Source organism: Sorangium sp. So ce1014 (genome assembly GCF_051521505.1).
Taxonomy (GTDB): Bacteria; Myxococcota_A; Polyangia; order Polyangiales; family Polyangiaceae; genus Sorangium.
This window is the reverse complement of the sequence record NZ_CP150356.1, coordinates 8,712,592-8,730,190: the sequence shown is the minus strand read 5'-3', so window position 1 is coordinate 8,730,190 and position 17,599 is coordinate 8,712,592. Positions and strand designations below refer to the sequence as shown.

The following is a 17,599-nucleotide window of genomic DNA, read 5'->3' as shown; positions in this document are numbered from 1 at the left end:
CCTGGAGCATCCCATGAGCGGACTCAGTCTTTCCTTCGACACACCGCAGCTCGCCCAGCAATACGAGGTCCGCAGCGCCGAGCGGCAGTTCCTCCACGGCCAGCGGCTGATCGCCGAGCTCGGCGTCCGCGCGGGCGAGCACGTGCTCGACGTCGGGAGCGGCACCGGGCTGCTCGCGGAGCACGTGGCGGGCCTGGTGGGGCCGACCGGCAGGGTGCTCGGGATCGACCCGCTCCCCCTGCGGATCGAGATCGCCCAGCGCAAGGCGCGGCCGAACCTGTCGTTCCAGGTCGGGAACGCCTACGCGCTCGGCGAGCTCCCGGCGGGCAGCTTCGATGTCGTGTACCTCAACGCCGTCTTTCACTGGCTCCCCGAGAAGACGGAGCCGCTGAAGCAGATCCATCGCCTGCTCAAGCCGGGTGGCCGGCTCGGGATCACCACGGGCGCGAAGGACCAGCCGAACCGGCTGCAGAGCATCAAGAAGCAGGTGCTGTCGAGGGAGCCTTACGCCCGGTACCCGGAGGCCCAGGCCGGCACGCCCCACTGGGTCACGGCGCAGGAGCTGGCCGACCTGCTCAGCGGCGCCGGCTTCACCGCGCAGAGGATCGAGGCCCAGGCGAACGTCCACCATCAGCCCGACGGCAACACCGCCATCGCGTTCTCGCAGGCGAGCTCGTTCGGCAACTTCCTCGGGCACCTGCCCGAGTCGCTGCGGAGCCAGGCCATCGAGGACATCAAGCGCGAGCTCGAGGCCTTCCGGACGCCCGAGGGCATCCGGCTCGAGGGAAAGAGGCTCTTCGCCATCGCGCACAAGCCCGCGTCGCACTGAGCCGGCCTGTCCGTCTGCCGACGGCCGTCCCGCGACGCCATCCCAGTTTGTCCATCGGCCGAATGGCCACGAGGAGAGAGAGCCGCATGAGCGCCCAGGTCAATCCCACAAGCAATGTTCTCGAGATCGTGCCGGTCGCCGGCCGGATCGGCGCGGAGGTGCGCGGCGTGCGCCTCTCGGCTGATCTCGACGCCGCGACAGTGAGCGAGATCCGCAAGGCATGGCTCCGTTACAAGGTGATCTTCTTCCGGAACCAGCAGCACCTCGACGACGGAAGCCAGGAGTCGCTGACCGCGCTGTTCAGCGGCAAGCCCGTCGCGCACCCGACGGTCCCGGTCGTGGAGGGCACCGAGTTCATTCATGAGCTCGACTCGCGGTACGGCGGTCGCGCCAACTCCTGGCACACCGACGTGACGTTCGTCGACGCGTACCCGAAGGCATCGATCCTCCGGGCGCTCGTGGTCCCGCCGTACGGCGGCGACACGGTCTGGGCCAACACGGTGGCCGCGTACGAGGACCTCACGCCCGCGCTCCGCGAGCTCGCCGACAAGCTGTGGGCGGTCCATAGCAATCAGTACGACTACCAGTCGCGAAAGCCGAAGTCCTCGGCGGAGGACGTGCGCCGCTATCACGAGGTGTTCACGTCGACCGTCTACGAGACCGAGCACCCCGTTGTGCGCGTCCATCCGGAGACCGGGGAGCGCTCGCTGGTGCTCGGGCACTTCGTGAAGAACCTCGTCGGCGTCTCGTCCCATGACTCCGCGCACCTCTTCCAGGTGCTCCAGGAGCACGTGACGCGCCTCGAGAACACCGTGCGGTGGCGCTGGGCCGTGGGCGACGTGGCGGTCTGGGACAACCGCGCCACGCAGCACTATGCGATCAACGATTACGGCGACCAGCACCGCGTGGTGCGCCGGGTGACGGTGGACGGGGACGTGCCCGTCAGCGTCGACGGTCGGCGCAGCGCCACGCGCAGCAAGGCGCCGCGCGCTTCCTCGACGAAGCGCGAGAGCGCCGGCGCCTCGGCGGCGGCCTCGGCCGAGGTCTGAGACCTCGGCGCCCCGCAACAGCGCAGCGCGGCGCGGCGCGGCGCGGCGTCAGCCTGCAGCGAACATCGCATGCCCTGTTGTCGGGTCGTTGCAGGTCAGCGCCGGGTCGCCGAGGTGCGCGGCCGGCTTGTACCATGTGCGTGTCGATGCTGGCGATTGTCTCGCCCTGCTTGGCGGCGGGTTGACCTGGCTTCGGGGGCGGAGATCGCATCGTTCCTCGGTGCGCTCGCGTGGTGGCTACCGCTGCGTCGTGTTTGCGAAAGGCGCGGCCTCGGCCAGGCGGTGGGAGCGGAAGAGAGCGACCCGGAGATCCTTCCCATGCTGCCCGTGGAAGCCAACGACCCAGACGTCCGAGAGCGACCGCGCCGCGATGCTCGCCGGGATGTACGCGGCCTTCACCGCCGCATCGACGGGCATCGGTATCCGCACCCAGGCGCCGCCTCGCGGGAGGGCCCACACCTCCTGCACCTCGCGCGCTTCGGAATCGCCTGGCGGCCTGCCGACGATCACCAGCGTGCCATCCTCGCCTCGGTCGGCATCCAGGATGACCTCGACCGGCGGGGCAGGCATCTCCGTCACGGAGATTCCGTCGAAGCGGAGGAGCAGCGGCAGCCATGAGATAGCTCCAGGAGGAGGGCCGTACCGTGGCACCTCGCCGAGCGCGTGATTGCCGACGACGTAAACGTCGGTCGGAGTGTTCCCGAGCAGATGGCTGTAGTACAGCTCGAACTTCCTTTTTTTGCGCTGGATCTCGGGCGGTAATGGGAGGACCACCTCCGCCCGGTTCGGCGATCCCGGTCGGGACAGGGCGAGGCGGGCCGGGACTGGCTCGCCCTCCTTCATCTCTGCATGCACCTCGAGCACCAGCATGTCTCCCGAGGGCCAGCCCCGCGCGGCGGCGACCCCGTACTCCTTTTGCCCTGTCGCCTTGAACGAGAGACGTGGCGGTGTCTGCCCCTTGCAATCCAGCACCTTTTGGTATGCGACCCAAGCATTCTGGGCGCGCTCATCGTCCGCGAGCAAGCCAACCAGGCATCCTGTGCCCTGATCCCACAGACCTTGATACACATGGTTGATGTATTCGTCGTGTGGCGCCTCATCGACCTGTTCCCAGTGATCGCCGCGAAGCCGGAATGCACGATCGTAGTACATGTCGTAAGGACGACTCCATCTGTCGACGGCGCGCCAGACCAGCCATACCGCATCGGGCCAGCGCCCGAGGATCGTCCTCACGGTCCCTCCCGGATCTGAGCTTGTCGGAGGCAATCCCTCGCCGAGCTCTTCCGTCGTGCCCAGACGGTCATTCTGGACCAACGCGAAGGAAGTCCCCTTGCTCTCCAGCAGGATCTGCCCGCTCTCCAGAGGCCAGAGATTGGCCGTGCGCGCGGGCAGATCTGCGAACTTGTAAAACGACATGTCTGGCCGCCGGGGGGATGCCTCCGCTGCATCCGAGGCACCTGGCGCGATGCCGCCGCCGGGCACAGGGGAACGTGGAGCAGCCCCGCCAAAACCGCAGGAGATCTGCGTGCCAGCCAGCGTCGCAGCACCCAGCAGAACGCCTACCATGAGCCTGAATGAGCGCATGAGCTTGACTCCCTTCCCTCGGATCCTGACGCAGTACAACTAGCAACACCAGCGATCCATCCTCTGCCAGGTTGGCGTCTCCGATGTACGAACCCGGCGATGACGGAAGCGGTGTGAAGGCGCGCCGCTGGCGCTGCGGTCGGGTTCCAGCGGGAGGACGACATCGCGGGGCGGGATGGTCGGGGGCCCAACGCGGCCAATTCGTCGGCCTCTCCTGCGCCGCTCACCCGATCCGCGGCACCCCGCGGCTCCAGTACGTGTGAAACTGAGAGCAGTCGCGAAACCAGCGCAGGCTCATTTCGTGGTCGGTCTCGTTCGCGAACCATTTGCGGTTGAGCGGTCCGAACGTCCCCTTGGCCTCGTCGAGCGAGTCGCGAGCGACCAGCTGCAGCACGGCTCGTATCTCCTCGAAGAGCAGCGCCGCGTCCCATCGGTCTCTGAGCCTCGCGGGGCGCTTCATGTCGTCTTCGAAGACGCCGGCGATCCACTCCCTCATGGTGTAGTGACCGAGGAACGCCTGATAGAGCATGCTCGCGCCGCCGACCTTGAGCAGCACGAACGCATGACCCCAGGAGGGCATCACCTCCCCGATCGAGATATCCAATCTGAAGACACCGTCTCCCCGCTCCCAGGCTCGCTCGAGACCGCCCCAGTCGTCCCGGCGCCCATCACGCATGCTCGGACCCTCTTCTCCGGTGAGCACCTCGAACGCCGCCACAGCGTTCCCCGAGCACTGGTCTCCAGAGATGGTGTTGCTCCGCTGCAACATGGCGTCGGCATCAGCGATGGCCCGCAGGTCGGCGAGCGACGGACCGATGGCCACGTTTCCCAGCGGCACATAGGCAGGGGCTGGCCGGAACCGATCGGTGCAACTGCCGAACATGGCGTCGAGGATCCACCACCGCTGAGCGACGGCGGGCGCCGGCGCCGTCCGGCCGGCCGGTGCGCCCGCCGCGCGCCGCTGCTGAGCCACCGCGGCGGCGTGGGGTGGCCGCTGCTGGCTCACCGTGGCGGGGTGCGGCGCCTTCGGCTGCACCACCGTCGCCGGGTGCGGCGGCAGCCCCTTGCGTTGCACCACGGTCGCCGGGTGCGGCGGGCGCGCGCCTGCCCCCCGGCCGCCTCCGCCCCCTCGTGTGCCATGGCTCACCGGCGAGCTCCAACCATTGCCGCGTAACGCTGCCGGGCGGCGCCCCCTCGGGCCAAGTTCCCTTCTCCCTCTCCCCCTCCCGCAGCCCGGGCGAGCATCGGGAGCGGGGGAGGGCGGAGCGCGCTCTCATGGGATGGCGAGATGGCGGCGGCGCCCCTCTCTCGGCCGGGCGAGCCCGCTCGCCGCCGGAGAGCGCCACACCGCCGCGACCGATCAGGGTCGGATCGCCGAGAGGGAGCCGCTCGATGAGCTCGTCCGCGCGGGCGGCTCTCGTCCGGATACGGCGGATGCGGCAAGCGCCGCGTCGGGCTCGTCCTCTGCGCCGCGCCGGCGCGGAACGCCGGTTGCTCTCCGCAGGTCCGCCATGAAGAGCGCATCCCGAAGAGCCACCCTGATCGCGGCTGCCCTCGGGCTGTCCGGCTGCGTGACGCGCGCCGAGGCCCTGGAGACCAGCGCCAGCGCGCCCCAGCCAGGAGCGAGCCTCCTCCGGTCGCCGGCCTGGGTCGCGGCGCACCTGGATGATCCGAGCGTCGTCGTGATCCACGTCGACCGCGATCGCCGCACGTACGACCGGGAGCACATCCCCGGCGCGCGCTTCCTGTCGGTCGACGCCCTGGCGATCGATCGGGACGTCCCCAACGAGCTGCCTCCGCTCGCGGAGGTGAAGGCCGCCTTCGAGCGCGCCGGGGTCGTCGATGGTTCCCAGGTGGTGCTCTATGGCGGGATGGACGGCCTCGCGCCCGCCCGCGCGTTCTTCGCGCTCGACGTCATCGGGCATGGCCATCGGGCCGCCCTGCTCGACGGGAGCCTCGGTGCCTGGCGGGCCGAGGGCCATCCCATCTCGTCGGAGGCCGCGGAGCCTCGGCCGGGCACGCTGACGAGCAAGCCGGAGCCCGAGCGCGTCGTGGACGCGGACTGGGTGGCTGCCCACCTCGACGATCCCGGCGTGGTGCTCGTGGACGCGCGCCCGCCAGACGAGTTCCGCGGCGAAGCAGGGAATGGGGACGTCGCGCGCCGCGGTCACATCCCGACGGCCCAGAACCTCTTCTGGCGCGACTTCTTCGTCGATCGCGACGCGCGTCGCCTGCGCCCCGCCGGCGAGCTGCGCGCGATGTTCGAACGGGCCGGGGCACGCGAGGATCGCACCGTGGTCGTCTATTGTCGCACCGGCATGCAATCGTCGTTCGCCTATTTCGTATCCCGCTACCTGGGCTACCGGACAAGGATGTACGACGGCTCGTACGTCGACTGGAGTCGACGCGAGCACCTGCCCGTCGAGCGCGGGCCGGCGCGGGGCACCTGAGGCGACGGCGGTGGGGCGCGGCGCAGACAGCTCCAGCACCCTCGTCGTCGTGCTCGGGACTTCGATACCTGCCTCGCCGGACCGTCGCCTCGCCATCGCGAGGCCACTCTACGCACTCGGCTTCCTTCCACAAGGATGCTCCGGAACGCGGTCCGCGGAGCGCCTACATCTCCCTGAGTCCTCCCATTCACCTTGCGTCATTGGATGCACGGCCAATTTGCGTCATCGAACGCGCGGAGTGCTTTCAAGCCCGCACTCCTGCGAGGCGAGGTCAGCCGCTTCTTCCTGAACATCAGCGCGCTCGACACCGGCGCGGTCCTGGGCAGCGGCGCCGCCCAGGTCGAGGCACACGTCAGGCTGCACGCCGTCGATCGCTCTCCGCCTGGCCGAGCACGGAGCGGCGCGGGCGCGAGCTCGGAGCGGCCCCGCTCCGCCGCTGCGGCCGCAGCGGTCGAGGCGCACGTCGGCCAACGCGGGGCCGTGGCGCGCATACTCGCCGCATTACGTCTGGCCGTCCAAGCCGTACCGTCCTTGCTCGACATGCAACATACACTTGACTGTGTCCTGGTACGGCCATAATCTCGCCCGGGATTCAAGCACCGACCGTTTTCGCGGCTCAGGGCGCGACGCCCCGACCAATGGCAGGCAGCGTCATGGACGCCGGCACATATGTCACGCCCACACTTCGACTCGTTCGGCCGCTCGGCAAGGGGGCGATGGGGAGCGTGTGGGTGGCACACCACCTCAGGCTAGAGACCGAGGTCGCGATCAAGTTCGTGTCGGAGCCGCTCGCGCGAGACAGTCAATTCGTGGAGCGGTTCCGGCGCGAAGCCATGGCTGCGGCGAGGATCAAAGGCCCGAACGTCGCCCAGGTCTTCGACCATGGTGTTACTAAGGAGGGGATTTCCTTCACCGTCATGGAGCTCCTCGAGGGGGAGGACCTCCGCACGCGCATTGCCCGTCAGGGGCGGATCGATCCCAGCGAACTTCGCGTGATCGTTCACCATGTCGCGAAGGCGCTGACGCGAGCCCACCATCTCGGCATCGTCCACCGCGACATCAAGCCGGACAACATCTTTCTCACGGAGAGTGATGGCGAACTCCTCGTCAAGGTGCTCGACTTCGGCGTAGCTAAGGTCGGGGTGGACGACGTCACGATGACTGCCACCGGCGCGATCATGGGCACGCCGCTCTACATGAGTCCGGAGCAGTTCCTGAGCACCAAGAACGTCGACTTCCGGACAGACCTCTGGTCGCTCGGTGCAGTCGCGTATCGTGCCCTCACAGGCCACCTTCCGTTTCCCGGCGAGACCATGGCCGCCGTCACGCTCGCGGTGCATACCGCGCCGGTTCCCAGGGCGTGCGCGGTCCGGACCGACCTTCCCCCGGACATCGACGCCTGGTTCGCGAAGGCGTTGTGCCGCGAACCAGCCGGCAGGTTCGCGTCCGCCAAGCAGATGGCTGAGGCGCTGGACCAGGTAATGCGCGGGAGCCGCGCTTCCCTGCCGAGCTTGTCACCGATGGAGGGTGCGAGCGGCACCGTGCGGCTCGAGAAGATTGCTCTTCCAACGAGCACCTCGTTGAACGGCGTGGCCGCTACCAGGGCACGAACGGAGCCGGACACGACACGTGCCGGTGCTCATCGGCGCAACGCCTGGATTCTGGCCACCACCGCTGCGCTCATCACCCTTGGAGCAGTCATGATCGGTCTCCACAGTTGGCTGGTCAGCATCGCGTCTTCGCCCGCACCAGCGATTCATACAGCCGAACGCTCGCAGCCTGCCCTCGTTCCGTCTATGCAGATAGCGACTGCACCAAGCGCGGAAGCCTCGCCCCATGCCTCCGCCAGCGAAACGGCGCCGCGAGCCGAGTTGCCCGGCTCCCAGCTGCTCCCCCAAGCTGCAGTGCCGCTATCCGCTACGGCAGGATCACCACCGATCCTGGGAGGCCAGATCGCGAAGCCAGGCTCGAGGGCACCTGCCGGCCCCGCGCGAAGCTCCGCGCCACCGAACGCTTCGGCATCTGCTGCGGCTCCGGCCACAGCGTCCTCGGCTGCCGAAGCGTTGACAGTGGCGCCCTTCCCGCCGGCAAGCTCGCAGGCGTCGCCGACGTCTCCCGCGCCGTCACCTGCTAAGCCGGCATCCTCCCCGCGACCCGTGCCCACGATGCCGTTTCACCCAGACGGCATCTGAGATGGACTCACGATGATAACTGGTGCACTGCGGTTGGTTACGACGCTGTTCCTGAGCGCGGTGCTCGCGCTCGCCCCCTTGCACGCGAGCACCTAGCCCTCGATCAAGCGCTTGGCGACCCTCGAAATGGAATCCGTCCTGTAGACCGCATCCTCGCGTGGTGCGCGCCGTCTCCGTAGATTCGCGACGCGATGCGAGAGCAAGAGCGGTCTGCGGCGAAGGGTGGCTGGGCCCAGCAGCGAGCGGAGGAAACGGCGGTCGACGCCGAGGTCGCCGCCCGCGTGCACGTCGCCCGCAGGCGCGCTGCGGCGAAGCCGCGTGCCGCCGATGGGGCAACTGCCTGCCCCGGGCGACGCGAGCGCCCGGAGGCGGTGACCTTCCCGCCTCCTCAGCCGATCAGCTCGTCGCCTCCACCACGCCCGAAACGATCTCGGTGACCCTGGGGGGTGACGAACGACTCACCCAGCGCTCGGGCTGTCCGGAATTCCGCGGTTTGCAGCGAGCGCCAGCATCCAGAGCTCTGGCAGTGCCGCGTCGGTGACCGGCTGCGGAGCCTTTCCTGACCGCTTCGACCCGTGTACGCTGTCAACGGCGGTCGTCGGAGCGAGGGGCGATTCATGCAGGTACGCAGCTATCGGCCGAGCGATCACCAGGCGTTGCTGGCCCTGTTCGCTCGCGCTGGCGAGGGCTCGCCCACCGCCACCCTCTGGCAGCATCCGGCGTCGGAGGCCGCCCTCTACCTCGAGCCGTACCTGCAAACCGACCCGGACTCGGTCTTCCTCGCCGTCATTGACGACGTGCCGGTCGGCTATCTCACCGGTTGTGTGGACAGCAGCGCGTTTCCGAACGCGACGGAGCGAATGACCCAGGTGATCAAGGAGTACCGGTTGATCATGAGGCGTGGCCCGGCGCGCTTCTTCGCCCGCAGCATGGTCGATCTGGTCTCGGCCAGGCAGCGGCGGGTCCCGACGGCTGCCGAGGGGTCCTCCGACCCGCGCTGGCCGGCCCATCTGCACATCAACGTCGCGCCCGAGGCCCGCGGCAGCGGCGCCGGACGGGCGCTGATGGAGGCCTGGTTCGACCGGCTGCGTGCCCATCGCGTCCCCGGTTGTTATCTGCAAACGGTGGTGCAGAACGAGCCCGCGATCGGGTTCTTCGGGCGGATGGGCTTCACCAGGCACGGTCCGACGCCCGAGATCCCCGGCCTGCGTTACCGGGGTGCGCGGGTGCACCAGCAGACGATGGTGCGTACGTTCAGCGCTGGTGAGAGCTCGGCCGGTTCGGCCAGCTCCACGGCGGTGCCGTAGGCGCGGCCGCCAGTCGTTGCTGTCGATGGGCAACCGACGATTCAGCGAAGCTGCCTGAGCAGCGTTTCGCGTTCGCGGGCGAGACGGCCTCGCGGGAATTCCCGCGCGTGGCCCTCGAGCAGCCGGCGCGCCTCGAGGTCGGCGAGGGCGTTGTGCGCGTCCAGCGCGCTCCGGGCGTCGAGGATCAGGCTCCATTCGCGCTGGCTGACCGTGCGGCGGGCGGCGCTCCCCGGCGCGGAGGAACGAGGAGCGGTCGTGATCGACGGCGCGGGCGTCTGGTGGACGGCGGCATCCGTGCGCAGGTCGGCCCGGGACGTCGGCGGTGAGACGTCGCGCGCGGCCGGCGCGACGTGCGCCGCGACGGAGCTCGCGCCGCCCTCCTGGGCGGACGCGGCTCCCTCCTGCTCCACCTGCGCCGTCCCCGGAGCGCGTACCGCCGCGGGCAACCGCCACGGCTCAAAGCTCGGCGAGACCCAGGAGACGAGCGTGCCGATCAAAACGACGAACGCGCCCTGCGCCATGATCCGGAGGCCCAGGCGGCGCAGCGTGGCCGGCCACGACGCGCGACGGTGCAGCCCGAACACCAGCGGCACGCACGCGTCCCCATCCCGTCCGCGCGCACGTTCCTCGGCGAGCCAGCGGCGCTTCTCGACTTTCAACCGCTCGAGGGCCCGGCGGTGTTGCGTCTTCACGGCCTCCGTCGTGAGCCCCAGCTCGGCGGCGATCTGAGCGAGCGGGATCCCCTCGAGGTCGTGCTGGATCAGCAGGTGCCGGTACTTCGGATCCACGCGGCCGATGAGGTAGCGCGTGCGCGCGGCCCGCTGCCGCCGGCGGAGCAGCTCCTCGGGGTTCGGGAGCTCGTCTCGCATCTCGCTCTGGTCGAACGACGTCAGGACCTCGCCTCGACGGCGCGCCCTGCGCACGTGGTCGCGCGCCTGGTTTGCAGCGATCGCGACGCGATAGGCCGCCGAGTCCCCACTCAGCTCGATCCGCGGGTCCGCTTCCAGCCCGCGAAGCAGCGCGTCCTGCGCGACGTCCTCGGCGTAGCGCGCAGGGACCCCGAGACGCCGAGCGATGCGCCGGAAGAGCTCGAAGCTGCTGGAAAGGCTCACGGGCTTATCCACGCCGGTAGCACGTCTGAGCCGCCCCCTCGGGGTCAGCAAAATGCACGGACGGGACTACTTTGGTGCGATAATGTGGTTAAATGTAACCAGGCCCCGGCTGGCTACAAGATGACCTGCACACGGAGTGAACGGATACTTTCCGCCATCCACCAAAAAATTCTCACCCAAAGCGCTGTTCGCCAGCGATTGGGTCTCGGTTGACGTCGTGCGCCAGGCGCAAGTAGGGTCCCTGCATGCGTTGCGGCGGGCACCTGCTCTTCATTTTTCTTTCGCTTGGCGCCTCAGCGGGCTTGGCCAGCGCAGCCGACGCGGAGGGACAGCCTTCGACCCAGGCACGAGCCGCTGATTCGGCGATGAAGGACCTTGTTCGCCGTGCTCGGAAGGCGCGGAACTTGGGGAAGTGGAACGAGGCCTATGACGCCTACAAGGCGGCCTTCGACGCCGCAGAGGCGGTGCCCAGCGCGATTCGAGAGCGCGCGGAGCTCGCCGGCGAGCTCGGCCTCTGCGCGCTCGCGCTCCGCAAGTACCGTGAGGCGGCGGAGCACCTGACCTGGAGCCTTGAGCAGGGCCATGCGCTCACCGACGAGGTCCGGATACGATTCGAAGCCGGACAGGCGAAGGCAGCGTTTTACCTCATCCGAGTCCTGCTGTCCGTCGATCCGCCGGACGCCGAGGTGTTCATCGACGGCAAAGCCATCGGTAGGACCGCACGGACTTACAAGCTGTTCCTCGATCCCGGACGACACATGGTGCGGGCCCGGGCGCCTGGCAGTGAAGACGCGCTGCACGTGGTCAGCGCCGACGCGGGCTCGGAGCTCGAGATCGCCATGCAGCTGCCGCGCCTGGCGGTGAGCAGCGCCAAGGAAGCGCCGGCGGCCCCGGCGGCGGTGAGCGCTTTGCCCGCTGCGCGCCCGCAGGCCACGAGCCCGTGGGCATCCTGGCCGGGGACGCTTCGCATCACCGGCATCGGCTTGACCGCGGCGACAGCATCGCTCGGCGCGGTGTTCATGGTCCGCGCGAGCACGGCGGATGGAGACCTCGAGGAGCGGAACAAGGAGCTCGACGCGGCGGGGGTCTCGCCGGGGGTGTGTCGGGAACCGCCCAAACCGGCGACGTGCGCCGAGCTGACGCGCCTCCGACGAGAGCGCGACCTCTTCGCCGGGCTCGGCACGGCGATGGTGGTGACGAGCGGCGTCGTCGGCGCCGCGACCCTGGCTTCGTTCTTCACGGACTTCTCTTTTCTGCGGGCCGAACCCACGAAAACGCGGATCGCGTTGACGCCGACGGTGACGCCGGCACAGGTTGGCCTCGTGGTCTACGGCGCGTGGTAACGTGGTAATCAGAGAGCAGAGAGCTGATCAGGGGAGCAAGGACATGCCTCGACCCGAATTGCGACGAATGGGGCTGCTGCTCACCGTGGCTACCCTCTCCACGGGCGGCGCGGGCGGCCTCTCCGGGTGCGGTTACGACGATAGCTGCTATGATGAACGCGTCTGCCTCTCGCTGTCTAAATCTCCCTGTGATGGTGACCCAGCGACGGCGCCGGCGCTGGACGAATGCGGGGTGTTCGTCAGCCGGTCGACGGGTGACGACAGGAGCCCTGGCACGAAGAGCGCGCCGGTGAGGACCTTGCAACACGCGATCGGGCTCGCCGCGAGCGGCCGGGGCGACGGCGAGGCGCCGAGCCGGCGCGTGTATGCGTGCGATGGGTCGTTCGTGGAGGAGGTCACCCTGCCTTCCGGAGTCGACATCTGGGGGAGCCGTCGCTGTGATGACGGCGATGATTGGTCGTACGAAGGGTCGTTCGGCGGACCGAATGCGTCGACCGTCATCGTGCCGCCCGAGGGGATCCCGATGCGGGTCCTCGGCGGGGGCGATGCGGTCATCGCAGGGAACGACGCGACGTCCGTGATCTTCGGCGTGCGCGCCGTGGCGGCGGACGCCTCGGCCAGCGACGGGAAGTCGTCGATCGCGATGATCTTGAGCCGGGGAGCGCGGGCGATCGTGAGGGACAGCATGATCGTCGCAGGCGACGGCAAGGAGGGGGAGCCGGGAGAGGACGCGTCCACCGAACGGGCGACGGAAGGCGAGCAGGGGAACCACGGCGCGGACGCCTGCACAACGGACTTCGTGACGGGCGCCCTCCCGGTCGTGACGGTGTGCGACGACGGTATCGAGTCCATCGGCGGATACGGCGGCGACGGTGCGCTTGACGTCGGCGGCGATGGCGCTCCGGGACAGCCGGGGCTCGCGGAGAATCCGGAGGGCAACGGCCTTGGAGGCGTCGGCGCGAACATCACGAGATGCGGCGAAGGGAGCAGCGGTGCCGCCGGTGCTTCCGCCGGTCGTGCGGCCGGCGCGGTGGGTCCTGGTCACCTCAGCATCGACGGATGGGTCGGCGTGCGAGGTGCAGACGGGAAGAAGGGCGGCATTGGCCATGGCGGCGGCGGCGGCGGTGGCAGCAAGGGGCGAGGCGACATGGGCTCGTGCCACACGGGTCGACCGCAAGGGGGTGCGTCGGGCGGCTCGGGAGGCAGCGGTGGCTGCGGCGGTCTGGGAGGCAAAGGCGGCCGCCATGGCGGGGCGAGCATCGGCATCATTGCGCTGGAGGGCGCCGAGTTGACGGTCGAGGCCAGCGACGTGCTCACTGGCAACGGCGGCCACGGTGGGGTTGGCGGAACCGGGCAATGGGGAGGTCGAGGCGCTGGAGGTGGCCGCGGCGGGTCTCATCCGTTTGACACGCTGTGGCCCGCCTGTCATGGCGGTTGGGGCGGCGACGGCGGTCGCGGGGGCGATGCCGGCGGCGGCTCCGGTGGGCATTCGCTCGGCATTGCATCGGTGGGCGCAACGGTCACCCTTGGCCAACACGCGAGCGTTAGTCACGGAAACGGCGGAAGCGGTGGTCCCGCAGGGAACGCGACCCCGGACGATGACGATGACGAGGGCGAGGGAGCTCCGGGATTTGCCTACTTCTGGTATCGGTTCGATGCACCCGACCCGGCGCCGCCTCAATGAACGGCTCTTGTGCAGGCGACTCACGGCAGGAGACATTTATGAGAATCACGGCCGCCACTGCCTTGTTCATCATCCTATCGCCATGGGCCATCGGCTGCGGCACGGCTCCGAACGTACCAGATGATGGCGGGACACCGTGCTCCGCCTCGTCATGCCCAGACGAGGCGCCGCCCGAGTCGGTCTGCCTTGAGCACCTGGCCGCCGATATCCTCGACGATGGCTGCGGCGTGTTCGTTGCCGGAATTGCGGGGAGCGGCGACGATGCCAACCCTGGCACGAAGGCCAAGCCTATCTTCTCCGTTCAATACGCCATCGATCTCGCGCGTCGCGGACGAGGCCGCGTGTTCATCTGCAGCGACGGGTTTGCCGGCAACGTGAGGCTACCCTCCGGCGTGGATCTCTTTGGGGGCTTCAACTGTTGGCATTGGGGACGCGCCAATAGTGGCAAGGTGTCCACCCTTCAGGTGATAACGAACTCCGACCCCTTGATAATCGTTGAACCGGCGAGCTCGAGCGATACGGGTGCCGCCGACGGCGTATCGACGATCGCCAACATCCGTATGCGGTCGAATGGTCCGATCTCGATGCTGATTCAGTCCGGCACCGTGGTGGAGATCCTCCGAAGCGAGATTTTCGCTTCCAACGCATGGGGAGGCCGCGACGGGGAGGAATGGCCCTGGCCGAATCAGGCGTCGGCGGGGCCTGACGGGCAGTATGGCGGGCACGCGTGCTCGGCGGCCACGGTCCCTGGTGGAGCGGCGGCGGTGAACCGGTGCGACGGCGGAATGCCGAGCATCAGCGGCAAAGGTGGCGACGGGCTGCCCGATGGCGCGGAAGACGGGGAGACCGGCTCGCCCGTCCCGGCGTCGGACCCCACGAACACAGGACGCGGTGGACGTGCGGAGCAGGACAACCTCGGCTGTGATCAGGGGTCCCCCGGGAGCGCTGGAGCCCTGGGAACGGTGGGCGCGATCGGCGAGGGCATCGGGCGAATCAGCGAGACAGGCTGGGAAGGGGGCAAGGCCGGCGACGGCGGCAGGGGCATGCCGGGCCAGGGCGGCGGCGGAGGTGGCGGTCAGCGAGGCGGATTCGCGCTGTGCGGCGTGGCCACCAAGGGAGGCGCCGGCGGCGGCTCGGGAGGCGCTGGCGGTTGCGGCGGCAGGGGCGGCCGAGGGGGCGAAAACGGGTACCCGACGATCGGCATCGTCGCGCTTCATGCCAAGGTGACGGTGCGCGATAGTCTCATCACCAGCCTCGAAGCAGGCCCAGGCGGCGACGGTGGGCCCCCCGAGGATGGCGGTGAAGGCGGCCGAGGCGCGCCGGGCGGCTCCTTCGGCGACGGCATGTGGTCCTGCCAGGGGGCCAATGGTGGCACCGGTGGCCCCGGCGGCTACGGCGGTCCCGGGCGCGGCGGCGACTCGATCGGCATCGCCTACCTCGACGAGGACCAGCTCAAGCTCGAGGGGGTCACGTACGAGCTGGGACCGCCGGGCAAGGGCGGCACGAGCTGGGATTGGTCTGACGAGATGGTCACGGGGCAGGACGGCAACAAGGTCGAGACGCTGCGTTTCCCTGAATAGGATGGGCGAGCGGGCGCGACAGGCAAGCACGGGCAACGCCTGAGGCCCTGGGCAGCGGCGCGATTCGTGTACGCAACGCTGACCCCGTGGGCGAGCTCGGGGCCGTCGAGGGGTTCGAGCGCGGCGCGGCGTCGAGGCACTGAGGCACTGCGGCGCGAGCTCGTCGAGCGCGTCGGCGTCACCGATACCTGCCCACGCTTGCGGGTAACGCTGGCGTGCGGGCGACGTCGTGCATCTATAGCTAGAGTGGAGCCTCCTCGAGATCGTCGTCAGCGCTCCGGAGAGCGGGTCCTGTCGCAGCACCTCGCGCACGACGGCAGCGAGACCATCGAGCGAGCGGCGCAAGTCGAGCGGCTCGGTGGCAACGTAGATCGAGACGCGGCCAGGGATCATCGCGCCCCCCGAGCGCACGAATCACGCGCGCTAGCGTAACCTCATCGAACGACGGCGGGACGCGGACGACCGCGCCGTCCGGCAAGACGATCTCCAGCGGTGCGCCCGAGGAGGGCGCCGTCGCCTCCGTGGAGGCTACCACTACCGGGAGGAATGAAGGCAGCTTCGCCGCGTCCGAGCGCTGTCGGTACTCGCTCCGCTTCATCCCCAGTCGCCGGCTCCAGGAGTAGAGCGTACCTGGGCTGACCCCCTCCTGCTCTGCGAACACGCGGGCTGAGTGCCCGCTCTTATGCCAGCGCGCCCCTCGATCGCGCCAGGTGCGTGTGCTCTCGTCCATCGATACCTCCGGCTCGGGGTTTTACGCAGCGCCGGCGCTCCAGGAAAGCATGCGGGTCGCCGAACGGATACCCGAACGCGCGCGGCCTTTTCCCCCTCGGCCGAACGAACGCGTTTCCCCGCGCCGTTCCCACTCGCGGCCTGAGCGCCATTTTAGCGACTCCTTCGCCACCTGCCGTCTCGTCATCGCCCACGTGCTGACCCGCTGGCTACCCCGGTGCCCCAGCTGCCACCATCGACACGCCGAGGTCCCCAGGCTCCAGTCCCTCCGGCTGTGACACAGTGGTGCTAGCGCTTCCTACCCGCTCAGCAATCGCCATCGCTCGCTTTCATGATTGTGACAGCTACCGGGCGGGCGGCCCCGACCTTCTCTTTGTCCTTCTTGCGGGCAGGGGCTTCGATGCACCTGTAGTAGATCTCGCTCAGCCCCCAATGGTTCTGCCGCACGAATGTGAGCACGATCTTCCGCCGCTCGTCGCAGTGGTTGTTGTAGTACACGGTGGTGGAGATATTGCCGTCACCCCACGAAATGTTGATCCTTTTTCCGCGCGGCGAGGCGCACTTGGCGGACTTCCGGTGAACATTGTCGGCCGACGCGACCTCGTCGGCCAGAGCTTCCGTTTCCAGGTGACTCACCGGGGTACAGGTCTCGCCCTCCGCCGCAGGTTCGCTCGAGATCTCCTCCGCGCCCTGCGCATCCTCGTCGGCCTCGGCCAGGGAGTCTTCGGTGACGTCCGCGCTCCCCAGGCTCATGCCGCTCTCCCCCGTCTCCGCGCTCACCTCCGGCGCTTCAGCGCCTTCGATGGGTTCGGCGCCGGAGCAACCGCCGATCAGCGCTAGCCCTGCGACGAGCGTGGATGAGAACACGGCCGATAAAATCCTTTTCATATCTCCCTCCCTATAAGAGCCTCACAGGGCGGCGAACTCGGCCAAAGGGCCGCGATTCTCATCGCGCCCAGGAGTGCGCCATCGAGCTCTGACACGATGAACATGGCGAAAGGGCGACATACGTCAACCGCCGCGCGGCGCATCACTGCCCCCGGCGCCTGCCGATTGCGGGCTGCTCTGCCGGGGCTTCGCGCGGCTCCGGTGCGAGAGCCGACCCGCTCCTTCTCGAGGGGCTTCAGCGGGCCCCGCAGCGGCCCGACCCGAGTGCCCATCAGCTCCAGGGCCGCTGAGATGGCGCGCGGCAGGTCGTGCGCGACGATGAACCGGAGGAAAGGCAGCTGGCGGTAGAAGGACCGCCGGGCGGCGTCGAGGTCGCCGCGGGTTGTCAACGCTCATCGAAAACCGCGCAATTCTGGGCGAGCCCGATCTGGAGGGGTTGAGAATCCGGAGTCCTGAGCGTCCGCCGGCGGCATCCGTCTGCCCCTCGCGTGCCCTCCACACTCCGGAGGGCGGAGCGTGGGTCAAGGGCGCGTAGCGCCGAGCTCGCGAGGGGACTCTTGACGCACGCGAGCACTCCGGCGCCTGCCTCCCGCGAGGGGCAGACGGCCTCGGGCTGTCCAAATTTCTGCGGGTCCTCAAGTTCGGCAACAGATACCGTCCCGTGTCAAGAGCAGGCCGCTCGGTAGCCCGCCTTCGCCAGCCGTACCGCCTCCGTCTTGAACTCGGGCGTGAACGCCCTCCTCCTTCTCCGTCCCATCCCTGCCTCCTGGTGCCTCCGGGGGTGTCCACGGAAGCGGGGGAGGACCACTAGCTAGAGCGGACCGTTGATGGGCACTGGATCTTCTCGAAATA

At 68.9% G+C, this 17,599-nt stretch carries 13 protein-coding genes; 8 read left to right on the top strand and 5 right to left on the bottom strand.

Annotated elements, in window-relative coordinates:
• The first annotated feature begins 13 nt into the window (after nucleotides 1-13).
• Together WME75_RS33060 and WME75_RS33055 are read left to right on the top strand one after the other, a co-directional pair.
• Nucleotides 14-829, top strand: coding sequence for a class I SAM-dependent methyltransferase (locus WME75_RS33060; protein WP_437479218.1), 816 nt, complete (start codon nucleotides 14-16; stop codon nucleotides 827-829).
• A gap of 86 nt (nucleotides 830-915) precedes the next feature.
• A complete protein-coding gene (locus WME75_RS33055) occupies nucleotides 916-1,878 on the top strand; it encodes a TauD/TfdA dioxygenase family protein (protein ID WP_437479217.1) in 963 nt (320 codons plus the stop codon).
• A gap of 237 nt (nucleotides 1,879-2,115) precedes the next feature.
• Here the strand turns inward: WME75_RS33055 and WME75_RS33050 are convergent, their stop codons facing one another.
• Both WME75_RS33050 and WME75_RS33045 read right to left on the bottom strand, forming a co-directional pair.
• Nucleotides 2,116-3,294, bottom strand: coding sequence for a hypothetical protein (locus WME75_RS33050; RefSeq protein WP_437479215.1), 1,179 nt, complete (start codon nucleotides 3,292-3,294; stop codon nucleotides 2,116-2,118).
• A gap of 391 nt (nucleotides 3,295-3,685) precedes the next feature.
• The gene (locus WME75_RS33045) at nucleotides 3,686-4,609 is read right to left on the bottom strand and encodes a hypothetical protein (protein WP_437479214.1); all 924 of its coding nucleotides are present in this window, start codon (nucleotides 4,607-4,609) and stop codon (nucleotides 3,686-3,688) included.
• 364 nt (nucleotides 4,610-4,973) lie between these two features.
• Between WME75_RS33045 and WME75_RS33040 the strand changes: the two genes are divergently transcribed.
• From WME75_RS33040 to WME75_RS33030, 3 genes are all read left to right on the top strand, one after another.
• Nucleotides 4,974-5,912: a sulfurtransferase gene (locus WME75_RS33040; protein WP_437479212.1), complete on the top strand. Its 939-nt coding sequence runs from the start codon at nucleotides 4,974-4,976 to the stop codon at nucleotides 5,910-5,912.
• Between the two features lie 653 nt (nucleotides 5,913-6,565).
• Nucleotides 6,566-8,104, top strand: a complete 1,539-nt coding sequence (locus WME75_RS33035) for a protein kinase domain-containing protein (protein WP_437479210.1) — start codon at nucleotides 6,566-6,568, stop codon at nucleotides 8,102-8,104.
• Between the two features lie 617 nt (nucleotides 8,105-8,721).
• Complete coding sequence (locus WME75_RS33030; protein ID WP_437479209.1) at nucleotides 8,722-9,411, top strand: GNAT family N-acetyltransferase; 690 nt, start codon at nucleotides 8,722-8,724, stop codon at nucleotides 9,409-9,411.
• Between the two features lie 41 nt (nucleotides 9,412-9,452).
• Here the strand turns inward: WME75_RS33030 and WME75_RS33025 are convergent, their stop codons facing one another.
• Complete coding sequence (locus tag WME75_RS33025; RefSeq protein ID WP_437479207.1) at nucleotides 9,453-10,535, bottom strand: RNA polymerase sigma factor; 1,083 nt, start codon at nucleotides 10,533-10,535, stop codon at nucleotides 9,453-9,455.
• 353 nt (nucleotides 10,536-10,888) lie between these two features.
• Here WME75_RS33025 and WME75_RS33020 point away from each other — a divergent pair, with 353 nt between their 5' ends.
• From WME75_RS33020 to WME75_RS33010, 3 genes are read left to right on the top strand one after another with little or no spacing between them, the layout of a single operon-like run.
• Nucleotides 10,889-11,866 carry a PEGA domain-containing protein gene (locus WME75_RS33020; RefSeq protein WP_437479205.1) on the top strand — a complete coding sequence of 326 codons (978 nt, stop codon included), beginning with the start codon at nucleotides 10,889-10,891 and terminating at the stop codon, nucleotides 11,864-11,866.
• 43 nt (nucleotides 11,867-11,909) lie between these two features.
• Nucleotides 11,910-13,550: a hypothetical protein gene (locus tag WME75_RS33015; protein WP_437479203.1), complete on the top strand. Its 1,641-nt coding sequence runs from the start codon at nucleotides 11,910-11,912 to the stop codon at nucleotides 13,548-13,550.
• A gap of 38 nt (nucleotides 13,551-13,588) precedes the next feature.
• Nucleotides 13,589-15,130: a hypothetical protein gene (locus tag WME75_RS33010; protein ID WP_437479202.1), complete on the top strand. Its 1,542-nt coding sequence runs from the start codon at nucleotides 13,589-13,591 to the stop codon at nucleotides 15,128-15,130.
• 241 nt (nucleotides 15,131-15,371) lie between these two features.
• Here the strand turns inward: WME75_RS33010 and tnpA are convergent, their stop codons facing one another.
• Together tnpA and WME75_RS33000 are read right to left on the bottom strand one after the other, a co-directional pair.
• Nucleotides 15,372-15,860: an IS66 family insertion sequence element accessory protein TnpA gene (gene tnpA / locus WME75_RS33005; RefSeq protein ID WP_437479200.1), complete on the bottom strand. Its 489-nt coding sequence runs from the start codon at nucleotides 15,858-15,860 to the stop codon at nucleotides 15,372-15,374.
• Nucleotides 15,861-16,165: 305 nt separating this feature from the next.
• Nucleotides 16,166-16,747 (bottom strand): hypothetical protein, encoded by a 582-nt coding sequence (locus WME75_RS33000; protein WP_437479198.1) that lies wholly within the window; start codon nucleotides 16,745-16,747, stop codon nucleotides 16,166-16,168.
• Between the last annotated feature and the right edge of the window lie 852 nt (nucleotides 16,748-17,599).

What these genes read in the sequence shown, in the direction of transcription:
- WME75_RS33020 (WP_437479205.1), top strand. Translation starts at nt 10,889, where the DNA reads ATGAAGGACCTTGTTCGCCGTGCTCGGAAGGCGCGGAACTTGGGGAAG.
- WME75_RS33040 (WP_437479212.1), top strand. Translation starts at nt 4,974, where the DNA reads ATGAAGAGCGCATCCCGAAGAGCCACCCTGATCGCGGCTGCCCTCGGG.
- WME75_RS33000 (WP_437479198.1), bottom strand. Translation starts at nt 16,747, where the DNA reads ATGAAAAGGATTTTATCGGCCGTGTTCTCATCCACGCTCGTCGCAGGG.
- WME75_RS33050 (WP_437479215.1), bottom strand. Translation starts at nt 3,294, where the DNA reads ATGTCGTTTTACAAGTTCGCAGATCTGCCCGCGCGCACGGCCAATCTC.
- WME75_RS33055 (WP_437479217.1), top strand. Translation starts at nt 916, where the DNA reads ATGAGCGCCCAGGTCAATCCCACAAGCAATGTTCTCGAGATCGTGCCG.
- tnpA (WP_437479200.1), bottom strand. Translation starts at nt 15,860, where the DNA reads ATGGACGAGAGCACACGCACCTGGCGCGATCGAGGGGCGCGCTGGCAT.
- WME75_RS33060 (WP_437479218.1), top strand. Translation starts at nt 14, where the DNA reads ATGAGCGGACTCAGTCTTTCCTTCGACACACCGCAGCTCGCCCAGCAA.
- WME75_RS33010 (WP_437479202.1), top strand. Translation starts at nt 13,589, where the DNA reads ATGAGAATCACGGCCGCCACTGCCTTGTTCATCATCCTATCGCCATGG.
- WME75_RS33035 (WP_437479210.1), top strand. Translation starts at nt 6,566, where the DNA reads ATGGACGCCGGCACATATGTCACGCCCACACTTCGACTCGTTCGGCCG.
- WME75_RS33015 (WP_437479203.1), top strand. Translation starts at nt 11,910, where the DNA reads ATGCCTCGACCCGAATTGCGACGAATGGGGCTGCTGCTCACCGTGGCT.
- WME75_RS33030 (WP_437479209.1), top strand. Translation starts at nt 8,722, where the DNA reads ATGCAGGTACGCAGCTATCGGCCGAGCGATCACCAGGCGTTGCTGGCC.